The organism is Oceanobacillus phoenicis (genome assembly GCF_047238145.1).
Lineage (GTDB): Bacteria > Bacillota > Bacilli > Bacillales > Amphibacillaceae > Oceanobacillus.
The window spans coordinates 2,173,271-2,192,518 of sequence record NZ_JBDFME010000001.1 but is presented as its reverse complement, the minus strand read 5'-3'; the positions used below and the strand labels follow the sequence as shown (position 1 = coordinate 2,192,518).

Genomic DNA, 19,248 nt, shown 5'->3' with positions numbered 1-19,248 from the left:
ACATCCCCTTAACCACGTAATGGAAAACTCATGTATTTTTCATATTTCGGCATTTGTTGTGGAAAAATCTTAAATAAATGAATCGTATTTACTTCAAAACTCGTTGCCATGGATTGAACATTTTTTTGCATAAGATCAAATTGTTTACTATCCATGTTAATGGATGGTTCATTCCATTTCTTAGCTATTGTGATATGCGGTCGATATGGTCGGTTATCTACGTGAAATTCCATCTGTGTTAACATACTGTTAATCTGTTTATGTACTACATGTAATTCATTAGAATGTTCGAGACCTGCCCATAATACTCTCGGTTTCTCGCGATTACCAAATACACCTAATTGATCCACCTTTATAGAAAAAGGTTTTTCTTCTAGTTTATTTAGATAATTCACTATATAAGTTAATTGTTTATCGTCTAATTCCCCTAAAAATGTTAGTGTTATATGAAAGTCAGATGGGTGAGTCATTTGTTTATACGAAAAAGAGGGTGGAAATTTTCGTTGTACATCTTTTAAATTTTGTTTTATATGATCAGGTAAATCTATTCCAATAAAATAATGAGACAATATTTCCACCTCTCCTTTAATTATTTCAATGATTTGCAATACTGTAATTCATCTTCCGTTAATGAACGATAATTACCAATTGGCAATCGTTCATCTAGTTGCAAATCTCCCATCTGAATTCTTTTTAAATAAGTCACTTTATATCCAACAGCAATAAACATTCGCTTAATTTGATGATATTTTCCCTCGGTTATTGTTATCTTAACTTCATTCGATTGTTTATCTAATATCTCTAATTTAGCTGGCTTTGTTTGATATCCGTCTTCTAGTGTTAATCCTTCTTTGAATTGTTTTATAATGTTTACCGGAAATTCTCCACTAACTTTAGCTATATATACCTTTTCTACATGTTTTTTTGGTGAAGTTAACCGATGAGCAAGTTTCCCGTCGTTAGTAATTAATAGAAGTCCTTCTGTATCCTTATCTAGTCTACCTACAGGGAATGGATCGAACTTCTTCTCATCTGCTGATAATAAGTCAATTACAGTTCGATCTCGATTATCAGAAGTTGCAGATATCACACCTGGTGGCTTATGCATCATAAGGTAAATATTTTTTTGATAAGAAACTAATTCATCATCAACGCTTACTCTACCATGCTCCGGTTCTACATGCATTCCACTGTCTTTTACAATAGCTTCATTTACTGTTATTCGCTTTGATTTTACTAATTGCTTTACTTCTTTACGCGAACCTACTCCCATATTAGCGAGTAATTTATCTAACCGCATGATTCCCCTCCTATTTACGCATAAATCTGCCAATAAACGGTATTTTCCCATCAAATACATGCTCTAGTAAAGTTGATTTATAAGCAAGGGTGAGGTAAACTCCTCCACCAACTGTCACTCCAATGATAAGCATTACAATTGCAGCCCATTTTTCTTCTTCAAAAGGTAAGAAGAAGCCAAATATACCTTTAAGAAGGAAGATTACAATACACATAATTATGGTAAAAATCACAATTAGCATCGTTCGTTTAATTGTCTGCTTAAACGAAAATTGTATAGTTGTTTTCAATCGCCATAAATTCATCACTACTGCAATCAGTGCAGCTAATGCTGTACCCAAAATGGCACCTTTGCCTCCAAATATGTGAATCAGTTGACTATTTAATAGGATTTTTACAAATAATCCCGTAAGTAAACTAATAACCGCATAATTCTGCTGGTCTATCCCTTGTAACATTCCTGCAGTTACTGTTATAAATCCAAACAACAATGCTACCGGTGCGTACCATGCCATTAATTCCGCTCTTGCACTTAAATCATCCATCGTAAATAATGAACCATAAATTTCTCCAGCTAACATTGCTATTCCTGCTGAAGCAGGTAGCACTAAAACAAGAATTACTTGTAACGCTTGATTTAAAAGCTTCGTATACTTTTCTCGATTATTATTGGTAAAAGCTTCGGTGAGTGAAGGCAACATTGCTAATGATAAACCTGTTGCAATTGTCATTGGAATAATGATTATTTTATGACCATAATTCATGATGACAGAAGAGGCCAATATCCATTCATCTTCTCCTCTACCACTTGCATTCATTGCTGGCTCAAAGGTAAATTGATCGACTAATTGATATAATGGTATAGCTAATCCAACTAATACAAACGGACCTGCATACCGAAAAAGTTCTTTAAATAAATCTTTTGTTTGAAAATCATACGTAAAACGTTGAGCATCGATTTGTTTTTGTAAATGTGATTTTCTTTTTTTCCAATATAAAAACAATATTACACAAGATGCAAGTGCTCCTAATAATGCAGCAAAAGCAGAAAAACCAACTGCAGTTGTTCTTGAACCACCTAATACGTAGACGATTACGTATGAACCACCTAAAATAAATAAAATGCGAACAATTTGTTCAATGACTTGAGACACAGCAGTTGGCCCCATGGATTGATGACCTTGGAAAAAACCACGTACTATACTCATGGCCGGAATTATAATTAAAGCAAAACTCACCATACGTATAACGTAGGCAACATCATCGGGTGTAATCGCTGAGTTATCTCCTCTGATTTGGAAACTAGCTAACCAATCAGCAGTTGAAAACATAACAATAAATGCCACTAGACCAGTAAAAAGCATTAGTGTGCTTCCAGCCTTAAACATCCGCATTCCTGTTTCATAATCACCTAATGAATTATATTTTGATACAAACTTTGACACTGCAAGTGGTATACCTACAGTAGAAAGGCTAATAAATATACTATAAGGTGTGTAGGCATAAGCAAATAACGTTCCACCTGCATCACCGACAATTGCATAAAATGGAATGACATAAATCATTCCTAAAAATTTGGATAAAAACGATGCCCCCGATAGAAGCATCGTTCCACGTACCATTTTTGACATTTGAATAGTTCACCCACAATTACGATTCATCGTTTAAATTTCATTTCTATGTATTTTAAATACTTATCAATTTTATCATACTTTTAAATAGCTTTCTTATATAAGATTCTTCACTTAAGGGGATTTTTTGACAAACTATATTGGTAATTGTTCTTAGACTCTTTAAAATGGTACGATACTATAGAAAGGAATGAAGATAATTGAAATATGATGTAACCGTAATTGGTGGTGGTCCATCTGGTTTAATGGCAGCATTATCAGCTGCAGAGCATGGGGCTACAACACTTCTTATCGAAAAAGGTAAAAAACTTGGGAAAAAACTTGCTATATCTGGCGGAGGTAGATGCAATGTAACGAATCGACTACCCCAAGAAGAAGTAATCCGACATATCCCAGGAAATGGTAAATTTCTTTATAGTGCCTTTTCTATATTTAATAACTACGACATTATTGATTTCTTCGAGAATCTAGGTGTTGCATTAAAAGAAGAAGATCATGGCAGAATGTTTCCTGCTTCCAATAAAGCGATGGATGTTGTTAACACATTGATAAAAGAATTAAATCGATTAAATGTAACCATACAAATGAACACAAAGGTAAATTCCATATCCTATGGAGACGATAAGCACACTATTCAATTGGATGATCATACAAACATACAAACAACTGCTATTGTAATTGCTGCTGGCGGGAAGGCAGTACCGCATACTGGTTCAACTGGGGACGGATATGAGTGGGCAAAAGCTGCTGGACATACAATAACCAAACTATATCCCACCGAAGTTGCATTAACTTCGAAAGAATCATTTATAAAAGAAAAAAAATTACAAGGACTTTCCTTAAGAGATATTAATCTAAGTGTATGGAATAAACGAGGAAAACCGATAATTACACACCGAATGGATATGATATTTACTCATTTTGGAGTATCAGGACCTGCAGTTCTTCGATGTTCCCAATTCGTTGTAAAAGAACTAATGCGAGGCAGAGAATCAGTAACAATGCATTTAGATGTCATCCCTGATAAACCAGAACAAGAAATAAGACAATGGGTAAAAAACCAAATCAAAGATAATCCAAAGAAGGCATTTAAAAATAGTATAAAAGGATTACTTCCAGAACGGTTAATGGAGTACTTATTAGTTAAATATGAAGTAACTGATGATCAAAAATGTGCAAATATCTCCAATGAAATTATCAATGATCTTGTTCATGATATTAAACACTTTACTTTTGAAGTAAACGGTTCTTTACCAATGGAAAAAGCTTTTGTAACAGGTGGTGGAGTTTCCATCAAGGAAATTATACCAAATCAAATGCAATCGAAAGTAATGGACAAATTATTCTTTTGCGGTGAAATTCTTGATATTCATGGATATACAGGTGGTTACAATATTACTTCTGCCCTTGTAACTGGCCGATTAGCTGGAATGAATGCTGCAAAAGCATCCATCACTTCCAATTGATACCGCTTATGAAATGTCTGTTATACGCTCATTCTATAAATGTCTGGTATTTTATAGAAAGGGTGATTTACGCTTGAATAATCAAAGTAAATGGTTACCAATTATTGCCTCTGTTGGTATGGGAGCTGCAACCTATTACACCATGACAAAGAACAACCAAAACATCGGTCAAACCGTTCAGAAATTCGCACCTTTTTTATCAGATAGTGGAGGCAATAATGGTAATAGTGGACAAATGGGACCGTTTGGAATGAGTTAGTAAAACTCAGGTACGGAGGAGTATAATATATACTCCTCTTTTCCTTTTTTATACACTAGCATATAGAAATAATTATGTGTATAATTGTTAGAATAATTACATCATCACAGAATTAAGGAGAGAGAAACCATCATGAAACAATTTGGACTACTTATCCGAATCATCCTGGCCATAGTTCTTGGTATAGCTTTTGGAACATTTGCCAATGAATGGCTGGTACGATTATTTGCTACTTTTAATGACATTTTTGGTGGCTTTTTAACCTTTATTATCCCTCTAATTATCATTGGATTTATTGCACCAGGTATAGGGTATATGGGGAAAGGTGCAGGAAAACTTCTTGGCATAACTGCACTTATGGCTTATATTTCTACAATAATTGCAGGAATTATAGCGTTTATATCTGCTAAGTCCTTGTATCCAACTATTTTAAGTGGACACAGTCTAAAGATGTTTGATGATCCAAGCAATGCTTTAGAAACTGGGTTCTTATCTTTTGAACTAACTCCACCCTTAGAAGTGGTCACTGCACTTATATTAGCCTTTGTACTAGGTATTGGGGCTGCAGCAATTAAAAACGATTCATTGTTAAAAGTAATGACCGATTTTAGGTCTATCATTGAATTAGTTATACAAAAAGTTATTATTCCATTGTTACCAATTCATATCTTTGGGATCTTTACGAATATGACTTATGCTGGTCAAGTAGCATCAATTTTAAGTGTTTTTGCAGTTGTTTTTGTAATGATTATTGTATTACATATTATTTACTTGATAATTCAATATACTATTGCGGGAACATTAAGTTGACAAAATCCATTTAGTATGCTCAAGAGAATGGTTCCGGCTTATTTTACAGCTTTAGGTACACAATCTTCTGCAGCTACCATTCCAGTAACATTAGAGCATACGAAAAAATTACGAGTGAAAGGTAATGTTGCTGATTTCACTGTACCACTTTTAGCAAACATACATTTATCAGGAAGTACGATTACCATAACTAGTTGTGCTTTAGCTGTAATGTTCTTACAAGGAACTAATGCTACAATTGGTTCTATATTGCCATTTTTACTTGTTTTAGGAGTAACAATGATTGCTGCCCCTGGTGTTCCAGGTGGTGCTGTAATGGCAGCTATTGGTTTGTTAGATACAATGCTAGGATTTGGGCCTACAATGGTTTCGTTAATGATCGCCTTATACCTTGCACAAGATAGTTTAGGTACAGCTTGTAATGTAACAGGAGATGGAGCAATCACCAGTATTGCAGATTCGATAAACAATAAGTGGAAAATAACAAATGATGATGCTTAATTTCATCAGTCCATAAGATAATTTACTAAAACTGTCTTTCCCCAATATAAATAGGAGAAAGGCAGTTTTTATTTGCTCTAAGATAATTTATTAGGTTAAAAGTAAATTAAACAAATGAATCAATTTCATAATCAAGGTATTTAGTTTAAAATCGGAATGTGGTACTGTTTGATTTCTATTGCAGACGGCGCTTTTTAGCAGGTACAGCTTAAACTACCTAGGAAAAGAATAGCCCTTTTCCTAGTGGTTTTTCTAGCTCGAGCAGAAGTCGTCTTCCATTACAATCAAAGCCAAGAATTCCTGTAATTCGAGCATTAATATATATTTATATTTTTAATAAGAATTCGTTATTTAATAAACTTGGAATTATGAAATTGACTCAGTTTGATATAATATTGTTAATGTTACTCTGACAAGATAAATTATAGGAGATAATATTAGAAGTTTCATGATACAAGAGGATGATTATATGTTAGGACATTCCTTAGGGCACATTTGTGTGAAATTTGGTCATTAGCAACAAAGTTAGCGTTACTACTATCGATAAGTGTATTAGTGGACGTTAGGTATGATCAAGGCGATATTTAGACTTTTTATTTTCGCATGAAGTATTCTCGGTAATACGTATATTGGTTTAAAAATCGCCAACAAAAAGCCGGATTAGATTTAATATCTAATCCGGCTTTTTGTTGTTGCCTGGCGGCGTCCTACTCTTGCAGGGGCAAAGCCCCAACTACCATCGGCGCTGAAGAGCTTAACTTCTGTGTTCGGCATGGGAACAGGTGTGACCTCTTCGCTATCGCTACCAGACCTACACGATGTAGGTCATTCGGTGTTGTTCACAGGACGTGAACGGTTTAATCGAACTTCCTTAATTTTTTTAGGATTGTACCCTAAAAACTAAATAAGAGTAACGTGACATCATTCTATTCTAGCTCCAGTCTCTATCAACTAGTAGACTTCCTTCTCTTCCTTACGATAAGTCAATATCAAATCGTCTAACGACTCTTTGTATTTCCTTTATCTCATTCAGAGAACGTCCAGTCTGTACGCTGATGTACAGATCCTGTCGCTTTATATACTTAGATAAGTCCTCGATCAATTAGTATCCGTCAGCTGCACGTGTCACCACGCTTCCACCTCGGACCTATCAACCTCATCGTCTCTGAGGGATCTTACTCACTCGAAGTGATGGGAAGTTTCATCTTGAGGGGGGCTTCATGCTTAGATGCTTTCAGCACTTATCCTTTCCACACGTAGCTACCCAGCTATGCTCCTGGCGGAACAACTGGTACACCAGCGGTGTGTCCATCCCGGTCCTCTCGTACTAAGGACAGCTCCTCTCAAACTTCCAACGCCCACGACGGATAGGGACCGAACTGTCTCACGACGTTCTGAACCCAGCTCGCGTACCGCTTTAATGGGCGAACAGCCCAACCCTTGGGACCGACTACAGCCCCAGGATGCGATGAGCCGACATCGAGGTGCCAAACCTCCCCGTCGATGTGAACTCTTGGGGGAGATAAGCCTGTTATCCCCGGGGTAGCTTTTATCCGTTGAGCGATGGCCCTTCCATGCGGAACCACCGGATCACTAAGCCCGACTTTCGTCCCTGCTCGACTTGTAGGTCTCGCAGTCAAGCTCCCTTCTGCCTTTACACTCTACGAATGATTTCCAACCATTCTGAGGGAACCTTTGGGCGCCTCCGTTACCTTTTAGGAGGCGACCGCCCCAGTCAAACTGCCCGCCTGACACTGTCTCCGAACCGGATCACGGTCCTGGGTTAGAATGTTCATACAGCGAGGGTGGTATCCCACGGGTGCCTCCACGTAAGCTAGCGCTCACGCTTCAAAGGCTCCCACCTATCCTGTACAAGCTGCACAAACATTCAATATCAGGCTACAGTAAAGCTCCACGGGGTCTTTCCGTCCTGTCGCGGGTAATGCGCATCTTCACGCATAGTATAATTTCACCGGGTCTCTCGTTGAGACAGTGCCCAAGTCGTTGCACCTTTCGTGCGGGTCGGAACTTACCCGACAAGGAATTTCGCTACCTTAGGACCGTTATAGTTACGGCCGCCGTTTACTGGGGCTTCGGTTCAAAGCTTCGCTCCGAAGAGCTAACTCGTCCCCTTAACCTTCCAGCACCGGGCAGGTGTCAGCCCCTATACTTCGCCTTTCGGCTTCGCAGAGACCTGTGTTTTTGCTAAACAGTCGCTTGGGCCTATTCACTGCGGCTCCTCCTATGAAGGAGCACCCCTTCTCCCGAAGTTACGGGGTCATTTTGCCGAGTTCCTTAACGAGAGTTCTCCCGCTCACCTTAGGATTCTCTCCTCGCCTACCTGTGTCGGTTTGCGGTACGGGCACCTATGATCTAACTAGAGGCTTTTCTTGGCAGTGTGAAATCCGGAACTTCGGTACTCAATTTCCCTCCCCATCACAGCTTGAAATTGCCAGACGGATTTGCCTATCTGACTTTCTCACTGCTTGGGCGCACACGTCCATCGGTGCGCATTCCTTATCCTACTGCGTCCCCCCATCGCTCAAACAATCATGAGGTGGTACAGGAATATCTACCTGTTGTCCATCGCCTACGCCTGTCGGCCTCGGCTTAGGTCCCGACTAACCCTGAGAGGACGAGCCTTCCTCAGGAAACCTTAGGCATTCGGTGAAAGAGATTCTCACTCTTTTTTCGCTACTCATACCGGCATTCTCACTTCTAAGCGCTCCACCAGTCCTCACGGTCTGACTTCACAGCACTTAGAACGCTCTCCTACCATTGTTCGTAAGAACAATCCGCAGCTTCGGTGATACGTTTAGCCCCGGTACATTTTCGGCGCAGAGTCACTCGACCAGTGAGCTATTACGCACTCTTTAAATGGTGGCTGCTTCTAAGCCAACATCCTGGTTGTCTGGGCAACTCCACATCCTTTTCCACTTAACGTATACTTTGGGACCTTAGCTGGCGGTCTGGGCTGTTTCCCTTTCGACTATGAACCTTATCACCCATAGTCTGACTCCCAAGTTTAAGTAACTGGCATTCGGAGTTTGACTGAATTCGGTAACCCGGTAGGGGCCCCTAGTCCAATCAGTGCTCTACCTCCAGTACTCATCATCTTGAGGCTAGCCCTAAAGCTATTTCGGAGAGAACCAGCTATCTCCGTGTTCGATTGGCATTTCACCCCTACCCACACCTCATCCCCGCATTTTTCAACATACGTGGGTTCGGGCCTCCAGTCAGTGTTACCTGACCTTCACCCTGGACATGGGTAGATCACACGGTTTCGGGTCTACGACCACATACTATATTCGCCCTATTCAGACTCGCTTTCGCTGCGGCTCCGTGTCTTCCACTTAACCTTGCATGAGATCGTAACTCGCCGGTCCATTCTACAAAAGGTACGCCGTCACCCATTAACGGGCTTCGACTACTTGTAGGCACACGGTTTCAGGTTCTATTTCACTCCCCTTCCGGGGTGCTTTTCACCTTTCCCTCACGGTACTGGTTCACTATCGGTCACTAGGGAGTATTTAGCCTTGGGAGATGGTCCTCCCGGATTCCGACGGAATTCCACGTGTTCCGCCGTACTCAGGATACACTCCGGAGGAAATTCCTTTTCAATTACAGGGCTGTTACCTTCTTCGGCTGACCTTTCCAGATCGATTCATTTAAAGAATTTCTTTGTAACTCCAAAGGAGTGTCCTACAACCCCAGAAAGCAAGCTTTCTGGTTTGGGCTCTTTCCGTTTCGCTCGCCGCTACTCAGGAAATCGAGGTTTCTTTCTCTTCCTCCAGGTACTGAGATGTTTCAGTTCCCCGGGTCTGCTCCCTATACCCTATGTATTGAGGTATAGGTACTGCTCCATTACGAACAGTGGGTTTCCCCATTCGGAAATCCCCGGATCAAAGTTTACTTACAACTCCCCGAGGCATATCGGTGTTAGTCCCGTCCTTCTTCAGCTCCTAGTGCCAAGGCATCCACCGTGCGCCCTTATTCACTTAACTAAGTTATTTCAGTAAATAAGCGTGCTAATTTAATAGCCTTGTTTCAAAAAAATATCAATCCAGCATCAGCTCCTAGTGACTAGTGTAACTTCCTTCTCCTCCGTATAATAAGTCAACATCGATTCACTATCGTTCATCGTGTTTCCTTTATCTCCTTCGGTTCAGTCCAGTTCATACGTCACTGAACAGTCGCTTCAGCTTTTTATTATTTGATGTCGTTGTTACTCTTATTTAGTTTTCAAGGTACAAACTTCCACACGGATGTGGTGGCTTCTGTGTTGTCACATGGACGTGACGTTCTTAACAGAAGTTCATTATTTCGAGAGATTGCTCTCTCAAAACTGAACCAAACAACCAAGTACGATTCCGTATTAATCTAGCTTCAGCTCCTAGCAACTAGCGAACTTCCTTTACCTTCGTACGATAAATCAACATCGATTCACTATTGTTCATCGTGTTTCCTTTATCTCCTACGGCTCAGTCCAGTTCGTACGTTGCTGAACAGTCGCTTCAGCCTTTTTAATATATCCTTAGAAAGGAGGTGATCCAGCCGCACCTTCCGATACGGCTACCTTGTTACGACTTCACCCCAATCATTAGTCCCACCTTCGGCGGCTGGCTCCAAAAGGTTACCTCACCGACTTCGGGTGTTACCAACTCTCGTGGTGTGACGGGCGGTGTGTACAAGGCCCGGGAACGTATTCACCGCGGCATGCTGATCCGCGATTACTAGCGATTCCGGCTTCATGTAGGCGAGTTGCAGCCTACAATCCGAACTGAGAATGGTTTTGTGGGATTTGCTTGACCTCACGGGTTCGCTTCCCTTTGTTCCATCCATTGTAGCACGTGTGTAGCCCAGGTCATAAGGGGCATGATGATTTGACGTCATCCCCACCTTCCTCCGGTTTGTCACCGGCAGTCACCTTAGAGTGCCCAACTAAATGCTGGCAACTAAGATCAAGGGTTGCGCTCGTTGCGGGACTTAACCCAACATCTCACGACACGAGCTGACGACAACCATGCACCACCTGTCACTCTGTCCCCGAAGGGAAAACTCTATCTCTAGAGTGTTCAGAGGATGTCAAGACCTGGTAAGGTTCTTCGCGTTGCTTCGAATTAAACCACATGCTCCACCGCTTGTGCGGGCCCCCGTCAATTCTTTTGAGTTTCAGCCTTGCGGCCGTACTCCCCAGGCGGAGTGCTTAATGCGTTAACTTCAGCACTAAGGGGCGGAAACCCCCTAACACCTAGCACTCATCGTTTACGGCGTGGACTACCAGGGTATCTAATCCTGTTCGCTCCCCACGCTTTCGCTCCTCAGCGTCAGTTACAGACCAGAGAGTCGCCTTCGCCACTGGTGTTCCTCCACATCTCTACGCATTTCACCGCTACACGTGGAATTCCACTCTCCTCTTCTGCACTCAAGTCCTCCAGTTTCCAATGCACGTTTACGGTTGAGCCGTAAGATTTCACATCAGACTTAAAGAACCGCCTGCGAGCGCTTTACGCCCAATAATTCCGGACAACGCTTGCCACCTACGTATTACCGCGGCTGCTGGCACGTAGTTAGCCGTGGCTTTCTGGTTAGGTACCGTCAAGGTACCATCAGTTACTATGGCACTTGTTCTTCCCTAACAACAGAGTTTTACGATCCGAAAACCTTCATCACTCACGCGGCGTTGCTCCGTCAGACTTTCGTCCATTGCGGAAGATTCCCTACTGCTGCCTCCCGTAGGAGTCTGGGCCGTGTCTCAGTCCCAGTGTGGCCGATCACCCTCTCAGGTCGGCTACGCATCGTCGCCTTGGTAAGCCGTTACCTTACCAACTAGCTAATGCGCCGCAGGCCCATCTGTAAGTGACAGCAAAAGCCGCCTTTCAACTTCTCATCAGGAGATGAAAAGTGTTATCCGGTATTAGCTCGCGTTTCCACGAGTTATCCCAGTCTCACAGGCAGGTTGCCTACGTGTTACTCACCCGTCCGCCGCTCATTCCATTATCGTCAACTCCGAAGAGAATCAAATAATTTCCTGCGCTCGACTTGCATGTATTAGGCACGCCGCCAGCGTTCGTCCTGAGCCAAGATCAAACTCTCCATAAAAGTTGTGTTTCTTGTGCTTCAGAAGTCAACTTCTGACTTCATTTCTTTTTAAGAAAAACGAGGTGTTTTTCTTCTTTCGTACTGGTTGTTTTGTTCAGTTTTCAAAGAGCAATTTCAGTGCCGCTCTCAAAAAAGCGACTTTTATAATTTACCACGCATAAAAAGATGTGTCAACAACTTTTTTCGAGGAATTTCGCAAGATTTCTTGTTAACTTGTCCTCAATTGGTGGATAACCATTGTAGCATCCATTTATAAAGAAGTCAACATTGTTTTTAAACATAATAATCCTTAAAAGAGCGAACTTAAATACAATACTACATATCTTATTGTTTTACAAGCTTTTTAAACGCTATTAAGGTTGAGGTAGAAATTATGTTTTCTAAAAAACGAATTCGTCCTTAAATCAAAAGATCCCATCGCTTCGCGAGGTTGGGATCTTTTTGCCTATACAGCGCTCACTTGTATAGCAAACGTTTCTAAAGTTATTTGGAAATTGTTTCGCCTTTCCACTCTAACATGCCACCGCTCATGTTTTTTACATTAAAACCTTGTTCTTGTAAAAATTCAGAAGCATTATAACTTCTTCTTCCAGAACGGCAGATCATTATATATTCTTTATCTTTATTTAAGTTCTCATATTCTTGTGGAATATCACCTAGCTTAATATGCTTCGCATTGTCAATGATTCCTTGTGCAACTTCATCATCTTCACGTACATCAACTAATACCACATTTTTTTCATCTTTTATCTTTTCTACTTCTTCCGGAGAAATTTCTTTAATTTCAGCCATGTTAATCCCATCCTTTTTAAAGTCAAGATTTTCTAATTTAATATTACTTGGATTAAGAATAGGATGCAACATCTTTGATTAAAATAAGCCTACTTAATCATTACTAAAAGGCGGTGACCATGTGCTGTACTTTCTTTCACTTCTATTAACCATTCCTATAGTAAATCCTGTAGTCGAACAACCAAGAGATCCAATAGCTATTCATTCCTATCATGAAGATGTTACCGGTGATGGACAGAGTGATACGATTGATTTAAAAGGCGAACTATTTGCGCCTGATGGCCAATACTATCAACATATATGGGCTGATATTACCGATGCAAATAATCATTCTTGGACAATTCCTTATGGTGGAGGTTATGAACCTTCTTTACAATTCGTAGATTTAAACCATGATAACCAAAACGATATTTTTTATCAGAGCGCAACAGGCGGAAGTGGTGGTTTATATACAAGCAAACTCCATACAATTGAAAATAATCAGCTGATTGAAATTCCATTACCAAACAATCAACCGATAAAAGGGAAGTTTATTGATAATTTTAAGGCATCGATAACTTTACTTCCTGGAGAAGATCCAATTATTGTTGATTTATCCGATCGTAAAGATGAATATATTCGCCTCAATATTTATGATGAGAATGGAATTTTATTAGAACCTACATCATTGATGATAGATCCAGTGGCAATGTTTGAACCGGTAAATCTCAGTGAAAGAAATGGATATGGTTTAAAAAGTTATCAACAAATCAGCGGGGCTTATCACGCAGATGGTATTGGTGTTGTAGAATCACTATGGTATTACGAAAAAGGAAAATGGAAATTATTAAAAACAACGTGGAAATCCGATAATCTAACGGAAGAAACGCCAGAAGAAAATAAAAATAATCATTAAAATAAAAAAGAAGCACTGACCATTTCCAGGTCAATGCTTCTTTTTTTAATTTGCTACTATATTTACAAGCTTTCCTGGCACAACGATAACTTTACGGATAGTTTTTCCTTCTAACCATTTTTGCATGCTTTCGTCATCTAATGCCGCTTTTTCAAGATCATCCTTACTAATATCAACAGGGACCTGAATTTTAGATCGAACTTTACCCATGATTTGTAGAACGACTTCCACTTCATCTTCAACTAATTTCGATTCATCATATGCTGGCCAAGTAGCCTTACTTATTGATTCTGAGTGTCCAAGTTTTTGCCAGATTTCTTCACTTAAATGCGGAGCTACTGGCGATAACAATTTAACAAAGCCTTCCGCGTAATTTTTAGGAATTTTATTCGCTTTATAACACTCATTTATAAATACCATCATTTGCGAAATACCTGTGTTAAAATGCATATTTTCAAAGTCATCTGTCACTTTTTTCACTGTTTCATGATAAATCTTGTCTAATTCAGTGGATTCATCATCAATAATTTTATCTGTAAGCGAACCATCATCACCTACATACAATCTCCATACACGATCTAAAAATCTACGCGATCCATCTAATCCGTTTGTAGACCAAGCAACAGAAGCATCTAGCGGTCCCATAAACATCTCGTATAAACGTAATGTGTCTGCGCCATGAGAATCAATTATATCATCAGGATTCACTACATTCCCTTTTGATTTACTCATTTTCTCGTTACCTTCACCAAGAATCATGCCTTGGTTATATAGCTTCTGGAATGGTTCTCTTGTGGAGACGACTCCAATATCAAATAAGAATTTATGCCAGAAACGAGCATATAACAGATGGAGAACCGCATGTTCTGCTCCACCTATATATATATCAATAGGTAGCCATTCTTCTAATGCCTTTGGATCTGCCAATCGCTCTGTATTATTTGGATCAATATAACGTAAGAAATACCAACAACTACCGGCCCACTGTGGCATTGTATTGGTTTCACGACGGCCTTTCAATCCAGTCTCTGGGTCAACTACATTTACCCAATCAGTATTATTTGCTAATGGCGATTCTCCTGTACCTGAAGGTTTTATTTCAGCAACTTGAGGAAGTGTCAATGGTAAATCCTCATCAGGTACAGCTGTCATTGTACCGTCTTCCCAATGAATAATTGGAATTGGTTCTCCCCAATAGCGTTGACGAGCAAACAGCCAGTCACGTAGACGATAAGTTATTTTTTTCTCCCCACTACCATTAGCTTCTAGCCAATCAATCATTTTCGTTATTGCTTCTTCCTTACCCAACCCATTCAAGAATTCAGAATTAACATGTTCACCATCACCAGTATAAGCCTCATCATCTACATTTCCGCCGGCAACTACTTCTTTAATAGGTAAACCAAATGTATTTGCAAATTCATAATCACGTTCATCATGCGCAGGAACAGCCATAATTGCACCCGTTCCATAACTCATTAATACATAGTCAGCAACCCAGATTGGCATTTCTTCTCCATTAACTGGATTAATTGCATAAGCACCTGTAAATACTCCTGTTTTATTTTTCGCTAAATCTGTTCTTTCCAAATCTGATTTGGTCTGAACTTCATCCAAATAGTTTTGAACAGATTCTTTTTGATCCATTGTTGTAATTTCTTTTACTAATGGATGTTCCGGTGCAACAACAGCATATGTTGCTCCAAATAATGTATCTGGGCGAGTGGTGAATACAGTAAATTCACCTTCATGATCCTTAATTGAAAAGGTTACTTCTGCACCTTCTGATCGACCAATCCAATTTCGTTGCATTTCTTTTAGACTATCTGGCCAATCAAGGTCATCTAAGTCCTCTAGTAAACGATCTGCGTAAGCAGTGATTTTTAGCATCCATTGTTTCATTGGTTTACGAACAACAGGGTGACCCCCTCGTTCACTTTTGCCATCAATTACTTCTTCATTGGCAAGTACGGTACCTAGAGCCGGACACCAATTCACCGCGACTTCATCCATATATGCTAGGTCATTTTCATATAATTTTTTAAAAATCCATTGTGTCCATTTATAGTAATTTGGGTCAGTTGTATTAATTTCTCTATCCCAGTCGTAAGAGAAACCTAATTCTTTTATTTGACGTTTGAACGTATTAATATTTTGGGTAGTGAATTCTGCTGGACTATTACCAGTGTCAATTGCATATTGTTCCGCTGGGAGACCAAACGCATCCCATCCCATCGGGTGCATCACTTCATAGCCTTGCATACGCTTCATCCGCGCTAAAATATCAGTTGCGGTATACCCCTCTGGATGCCCTACATGTAATCCCTGTCCTGATGGATAAGGAAACATATCTAATGCATAGAATTTTTCCTTGTTGGAAAATGTATCCGTTTTAAATGTCTTATTGTCTTGCCAATGGTTTTGCCACTTCTTTTCGATTTGACGATGATGAAAACTCATGTCAACCCTTCCTTTCATAGTTAAACTACGTGAGTAATAGCCTATTTTTAGAAAAATAAAAAAGCTACTCATCCCTCAACAAATAGGGACGAGAAGCTTTGATTCCCGCGGTACCACCCAAATTAGTGTCATCATTGACACTCACTTGACATCGATAACGTTGATGAAACGGCAATAGCTACTACATTTTCACTATTGCAACATCCAAGGTGAGTTCATATGATCATCATCAACAGTTTTCACCAACCACTGTCTCTCTATTTTGATGGATTACATACTACTAGTCCTTATCATAGTCGTTAATTGATTTACTGGAATTATAATGAAAATACTTTTCATTGTCAAGATACGATCAAAATATAATCTTAGTATATACATTTTTCTCGGATTGGAAACCTACTTTTATTTATTTATCAATATTAGGCATGCTAAAATATAGATATAACAAAGTAAATGGAGGATAATCTTCTTATGTTAAAAGGAATACTACATTTCGCCCATTATTTATTAGAAGAATCAATTGATGAAGGTGAAATTGTTATTGATGCAACATGTGGTAACGGTAATGACACGATTTTTTTAAGCAGAGTAGTTGGAACAAGTGGTCATGTTTATGCATTTGATATTCAACAACAAGCAATACAAACTACTAAACAAGAATTAGAAAAATTTCATAGAAATAATGTTACTTTAATTCACGGAAGTCATGCTCTTATTGAGGATTATGTACAACATGATGTTATCGGAGGAGCCATTTTTAATTTGGGTTACTTACCCCGAAGTGACAAATCAATTATAACGAAACCCGACTCAACGATAGAAGCTATACAAAGAATACTAACAAAACTAAAGAAGGATGGACTAATTGTAATTGTTGTATATTATGGTCATGATGGAGGTACTAATGAGAAAGAGGCAGTATTAAAACATGTAGCTAATTTAGATCAAAATTTATATAACGTCTTACAGTATGGATTTGTGAACCAAAAAAACAATCCTCCCTTTATTTTAGCTATACAAAAAAGGTAAGAAATCACTTTGCTTTCTAGGCAGCTGATGAGCTCCTATGCTGGAGTCTCATCTTGTCCTTTTTCCATATGAAAGTCTCTTCTCATTTAACTAGTAGTTCCATAAAACAGCAGTATAAACAACAGATTTATAAAATGACCCACGGTTAGAATTATAAGAAGAAATAACCCAGACGTTAGCACTTTTTTTAGTTGATCTTTGATTTGTAGCACAACACGTAACAATATATATAATGCAATTACCATAAATGGTATCGAATATAAATATCCAAATACAGTAACCCAACTAAATAACGGATTCTCTGCCACTTTAATAATTGTTTCACTTCGTTCAATAAATGCTAACCGTTGATTATACCCTACAATAAAAATGACAGATAATATGGTGTAATAAACAAATGAAATTATCTTCAGCCATTTCGCTTCATCGTTTGTTAATATATATAAACCAATAAAAAATAGTATTCCAATAATCAATTGGATCATCATCCAATACCGCTCCACTTCTATATCTTGAATTTTAACTTTTTTATTGTATCATAAATAAAAATTCAAGAAAGAGGAAATTTGCACTACCAGATCTTTTTTGCTTTCGCTAATTCTTCTAAAGTGATAGTTGAACGTTGCATGGAAGTGGGACAAACTGTATTGTATTCTTTAATTCGTTTATTAATTTTTTTTAGTTCTTTTTCATTAGTGATGGTATGAATTTGTAATGCTATCTCTTTTTGAAGCTTTAACCAATAAGGAAGATACCCTGCATCTTTTGCAATTTTCTGGAAGTTTTGAAATACATCTCGTTTCACATAATCCTTCGGCAAGGGTTTTCCTATTCCCTGCAAATCTTTTCTATCCTTTTCACCAGACTCCTTTAAAATATCGCCTATTAAGTCATTATATTTTCTATCCATTGTTTAACTCCTTTTTCAAATTGGCCAATCGAACCATTCTCCATGAGGATGTGTATCCATCCTAAACTCCTCTCGCCTATAACCATTGATATAACTTTCAACGTGTAATTGTCCATCCCAAATATTATTATAGATATGAAATACATCTCGTTTTTTCCCAATTTCAGAAACAATATTTAATAGAGTTTGACGTTGTTCCTTAGTAAGTTGATTTGCAACATGTGTATGAAAGATACAAAGTATAGATTCAGGATCAGATTCCATGGCCAGATCCTCTAAACAACTTAAAGCATCCGCTTCTATTAATCTTAATCGATTATTCGACTTATTAAATTGAGTGATAGCTTTTTCTAACGCTTCTATTCTATGCAGATTTTCCGGCCAAACTAATGACTTTAACCATCTTACATCAACTTCTTTCATTAAATCTAAAACATGTAAATCGATTCCTATTCTATCCTTAATTGGTAATTCTGCCGACGAAAAAGACGGCATGTCTCCATCTCTTATAAACGAACTTAATGTTAATGCAGAATTTATATTTCCAATTTTGGTTTTATAATTATTATATGTATATGCATACTGATCGCATAATAGTTGCAAACCAGCACTTGTACCAATCTCAATTAAAGACATTTGGGTACCGGTCTTTTTGTAAATATAATGTAATACAGGAAATAGGTAAGCGCATCTGTTCACTTCGTTCGTTTGCACATATTTTGTGGTGAGACGATTAATGATATCTTGTTTATTATTTAATACAAAATCTTTGAAATGTGGGTAGGCGTACTGAGATGCTTTCACTTCTTCTTTTGTAAATTCTGGATAATAGTTTTTGAGTGGATGGTCCTCTTGTATATAAAGTAAATCCTTAACTGAAGCAAATAATAAATTGGCTATCGGCTGGCCTTTTGGGATAACTGAACAAATATCGATCATTTCAGGATCTTCAGCAATGTATAAAGATAAAATTGAATAAAGAGGACTTTTATCTTTTACTTCAACTTCACCAAAATGCTTGAATCTATCTTCTAAATTCATGATTCCATTCCTCCTATGTGTTAGTGTTATACACTTAATATATTCGTCAATTA

At 38.7% G+C, this 19,248-nt stretch carries 12 protein-coding genes, 3 rRNA genes, 1 pseudogene and 1 other annotated feature; of the genes and pseudogenes, 5 read left to right on the top strand and 11 right to left on the bottom strand.

The features are described 5' to 3' along the window. Nucleotides 1-8: 8 nt before the first annotated feature. The 3 genes from thpR to ABC346_RS10840 are packed head-to-tail and all read right to left on the bottom strand — an operon-like array spanning nucleotide 9 to nucleotide 2,930. A complete protein-coding gene (gene thpR, locus ABC346_RS10850) occupies nucleotides 9-578 on the bottom strand; it encodes an RNA 2',3'-cyclic phosphodiesterase (RefSeq protein ID WP_413234851.1) in 570 nt (189 codons plus the stop codon). Nucleotides 579-589: 11 nt separating this feature from the next. After that, nucleotides 590-1,300: a pseudouridine synthase gene (locus ABC346_RS10845; RefSeq protein ID WP_413234850.1), complete on the bottom strand. Its 711-nt coding sequence runs from the start codon at nucleotides 1,298-1,300 to the stop codon at nucleotides 590-592. Between the two features lie 10 nt (nucleotides 1,301-1,310). Next, nucleotides 1,311-2,930 carry a putative polysaccharide biosynthesis protein gene (locus ABC346_RS10840; RefSeq protein ID WP_413234849.1) on the bottom strand — a complete coding sequence of 540 codons (1,620 nt, stop codon included), beginning with the start codon at nucleotides 2,928-2,930 and terminating at the stop codon, nucleotides 1,311-1,313. 200 nt (nucleotides 2,931-3,130) lie between these two features. On the opposite strand from ABC346_RS10840, the gene ABC346_RS10835 reads away from it, so the two are divergent. The 3 genes and pseudogenes from ABC346_RS10835 to ABC346_RS10825 all read left to right on the top strand — a co-directional run bounded on the left by ABC346_RS10835 (nucleotide 3,131) and on the right by ABC346_RS10825 (nucleotide 5,966). Further along, complete coding sequence (locus ABC346_RS10835; protein WP_413234848.1) at nucleotides 3,131-4,396, top strand: BaiN/RdsA family NAD(P)/FAD-dependent oxidoreductase; 1,266 nt, start codon at nucleotides 3,131-3,133, stop codon at nucleotides 4,394-4,396. A gap of 73 nt (nucleotides 4,397-4,469) precedes the next feature. Continuing rightward, on the top strand, nucleotides 4,470-4,655 hold the full coding sequence (locus ABC346_RS10830) for a hypothetical protein (RefSeq protein WP_017797417.1): 186 nt from the start codon (nucleotides 4,470-4,472) through the stop codon (nucleotides 4,653-4,655). Nucleotides 4,656-4,787: 132 nt separating this feature from the next. Then, a pseudogene (locus ABC346_RS10825) lies at nucleotides 4,788-5,966 on the top strand (dicarboxylate/amino acid:cation symporter). Nucleotides 5,967-6,660: 694 nt separating this feature from the next. Here the strand turns inward: ABC346_RS10825 and rrf are convergent. The 4 genes from rrf to ABC346_RS10805 all read right to left on the bottom strand — a co-directional run bounded on the left by rrf (nucleotide 6,661) and on the right by ABC346_RS10805 (nucleotide 12,860). Next, nucleotides 6,661-6,776 (bottom strand): 5S ribosomal RNA (rrf, locus tag ABC346_RS10820). A 272-nt stretch (nucleotides 6,777-7,048) separates the two neighbouring features. Further along, a 23S ribosomal RNA gene (locus tag ABC346_RS10815) occupies nucleotides 7,049-9,970 on the bottom strand. A 534-nt stretch (nucleotides 9,971-10,504) separates the two neighbouring features. Further along, nucleotides 10,505-12,068: ribosomal RNA gene (locus tag ABC346_RS10810) — 16S ribosomal RNA — on the bottom strand. The 16S, 23S and 5S rRNA genes sit together here, the layout of an rRNA operon. Before the next feature lie 483 nt (nucleotides 12,069-12,551). Next, nucleotides 12,552-12,860 (bottom strand): rhodanese-like domain-containing protein, encoded by a 309-nt coding sequence (locus ABC346_RS10805; protein ID WP_413234847.1) that lies wholly within the window; start codon nucleotides 12,858-12,860, stop codon nucleotides 12,552-12,554. 121 nt (nucleotides 12,861-12,981) lie between these two features. On the opposite strand from ABC346_RS10805, the gene ABC346_RS10800 reads away from it, so the two are divergent. Continuing rightward, nucleotides 12,982-13,755, top strand: a complete 774-nt coding sequence (locus ABC346_RS10800) for a hypothetical protein (protein ID WP_413234846.1) — start codon at nucleotides 12,982-12,984, stop codon at nucleotides 13,753-13,755. 45 nt (nucleotides 13,756-13,800) lie between these two features. Here ABC346_RS10800 and leuS read toward each other — a convergent pair whose 3' ends face one another. Further along, nucleotides 13,801-16,215, bottom strand: coding sequence for a leucine--tRNA ligase (gene leuS, locus ABC346_RS10795; protein WP_413234845.1), 2,415 nt, complete (start codon nucleotides 16,213-16,215; stop codon nucleotides 13,801-13,803). Between the two features lie 81 nt (nucleotides 16,216-16,296). After that, nucleotides 16,297-16,518, bottom strand: a binding site (T-box leader). 168 nt (nucleotides 16,519-16,686) lie between these two features. Between leuS and mnmM the strand changes: the two genes are divergently transcribed. Next, nucleotides 16,687-17,244, top strand: a complete 558-nt coding sequence (gene mnmM / locus ABC346_RS10790) for a tRNA 5-(aminomethyl)-2-thiouridylate-methyltransferase MnmM (protein WP_413234844.1) — start codon at nucleotides 16,687-16,689, stop codon at nucleotides 17,242-17,244. Nucleotides 17,245-17,330: 86 nt separating this feature from the next. On the opposite strand, the gene ABC346_RS10785 is transcribed toward mnmM, so the two are convergent. From ABC346_RS10785 to ABC346_RS10775, 3 genes are all read right to left on the bottom strand, one after another. Next, nucleotides 17,331-17,732, bottom strand: coding sequence for a hypothetical protein (locus tag ABC346_RS10785; RefSeq protein WP_413234843.1), 402 nt, complete (start codon nucleotides 17,730-17,732; stop codon nucleotides 17,331-17,333). Between the two features lie 83 nt (nucleotides 17,733-17,815). Then, complete coding sequence (locus tag ABC346_RS10780; protein WP_413234842.1) at nucleotides 17,816-18,154, bottom strand: DnaJ family domain-containing protein; 339 nt, start codon at nucleotides 18,152-18,154, stop codon at nucleotides 17,816-17,818. Between the two features lie 15 nt (nucleotides 18,155-18,169). Further along, nucleotides 18,170-19,195 carry a DUF2332 domain-containing protein gene (locus ABC346_RS10775; RefSeq protein WP_413234841.1) on the bottom strand — a complete coding sequence of 342 codons (1,026 nt, stop codon included), beginning with the start codon at nucleotides 19,193-19,195 and terminating at the stop codon, nucleotides 18,170-18,172. Nucleotides 19,196-19,248: the final 53 nt, after the last annotated feature.

Bases quoted from the DNA above. Each gene is read 5' to 3' on its own strand.
- ABC346_RS10805 (WP_413234847.1), bottom strand. From the start codon at position 12,860: ATGGCTGAAATTAAAGAAATTTCTCCGGAAGAAGTAGAAAAGATAAAA.
- ABC346_RS10780 (WP_413234842.1), bottom strand. From the start codon at position 18,154: ATGGATAGAAAATATAATGACTTAATAGGCGATATTTTAAAGGAGTCT.
- mnmM (WP_413234844.1), top strand. From the start codon at position 16,687: ATGTTAAAAGGAATACTACATTTCGCCCATTATTTATTAGAAGAATCA.
- ABC346_RS10775 (WP_413234841.1), bottom strand. From the start codon at position 19,195: ATGAATTTAGAAGATAGATTCAAGCATTTTGGTGAAGTTGAAGTAAAA.
- ABC346_RS10840 (WP_413234849.1), bottom strand. From the start codon at position 2,930: ATGTCAAAAATGGTACGTGGAACGATGCTTCTATCGGGGGCATCGTTT.
- ABC346_RS10845 (WP_413234850.1), bottom strand. From the start codon at position 1,300: ATGCGGTTAGATAAATTACTCGCTAATATGGGAGTAGGTTCGCGTAAA.
- ABC346_RS10785 (WP_413234843.1), bottom strand. From the start codon at position 17,732: ATGATGATCCAATTGATTATTGGAATACTATTTTTTATTGGTTTATAT.
- leuS (WP_413234845.1), bottom strand. From the start codon at position 16,215: ATGAGTTTTCATCATCGTCAAATCGAAAAGAAGTGGCAAAACCATTGG.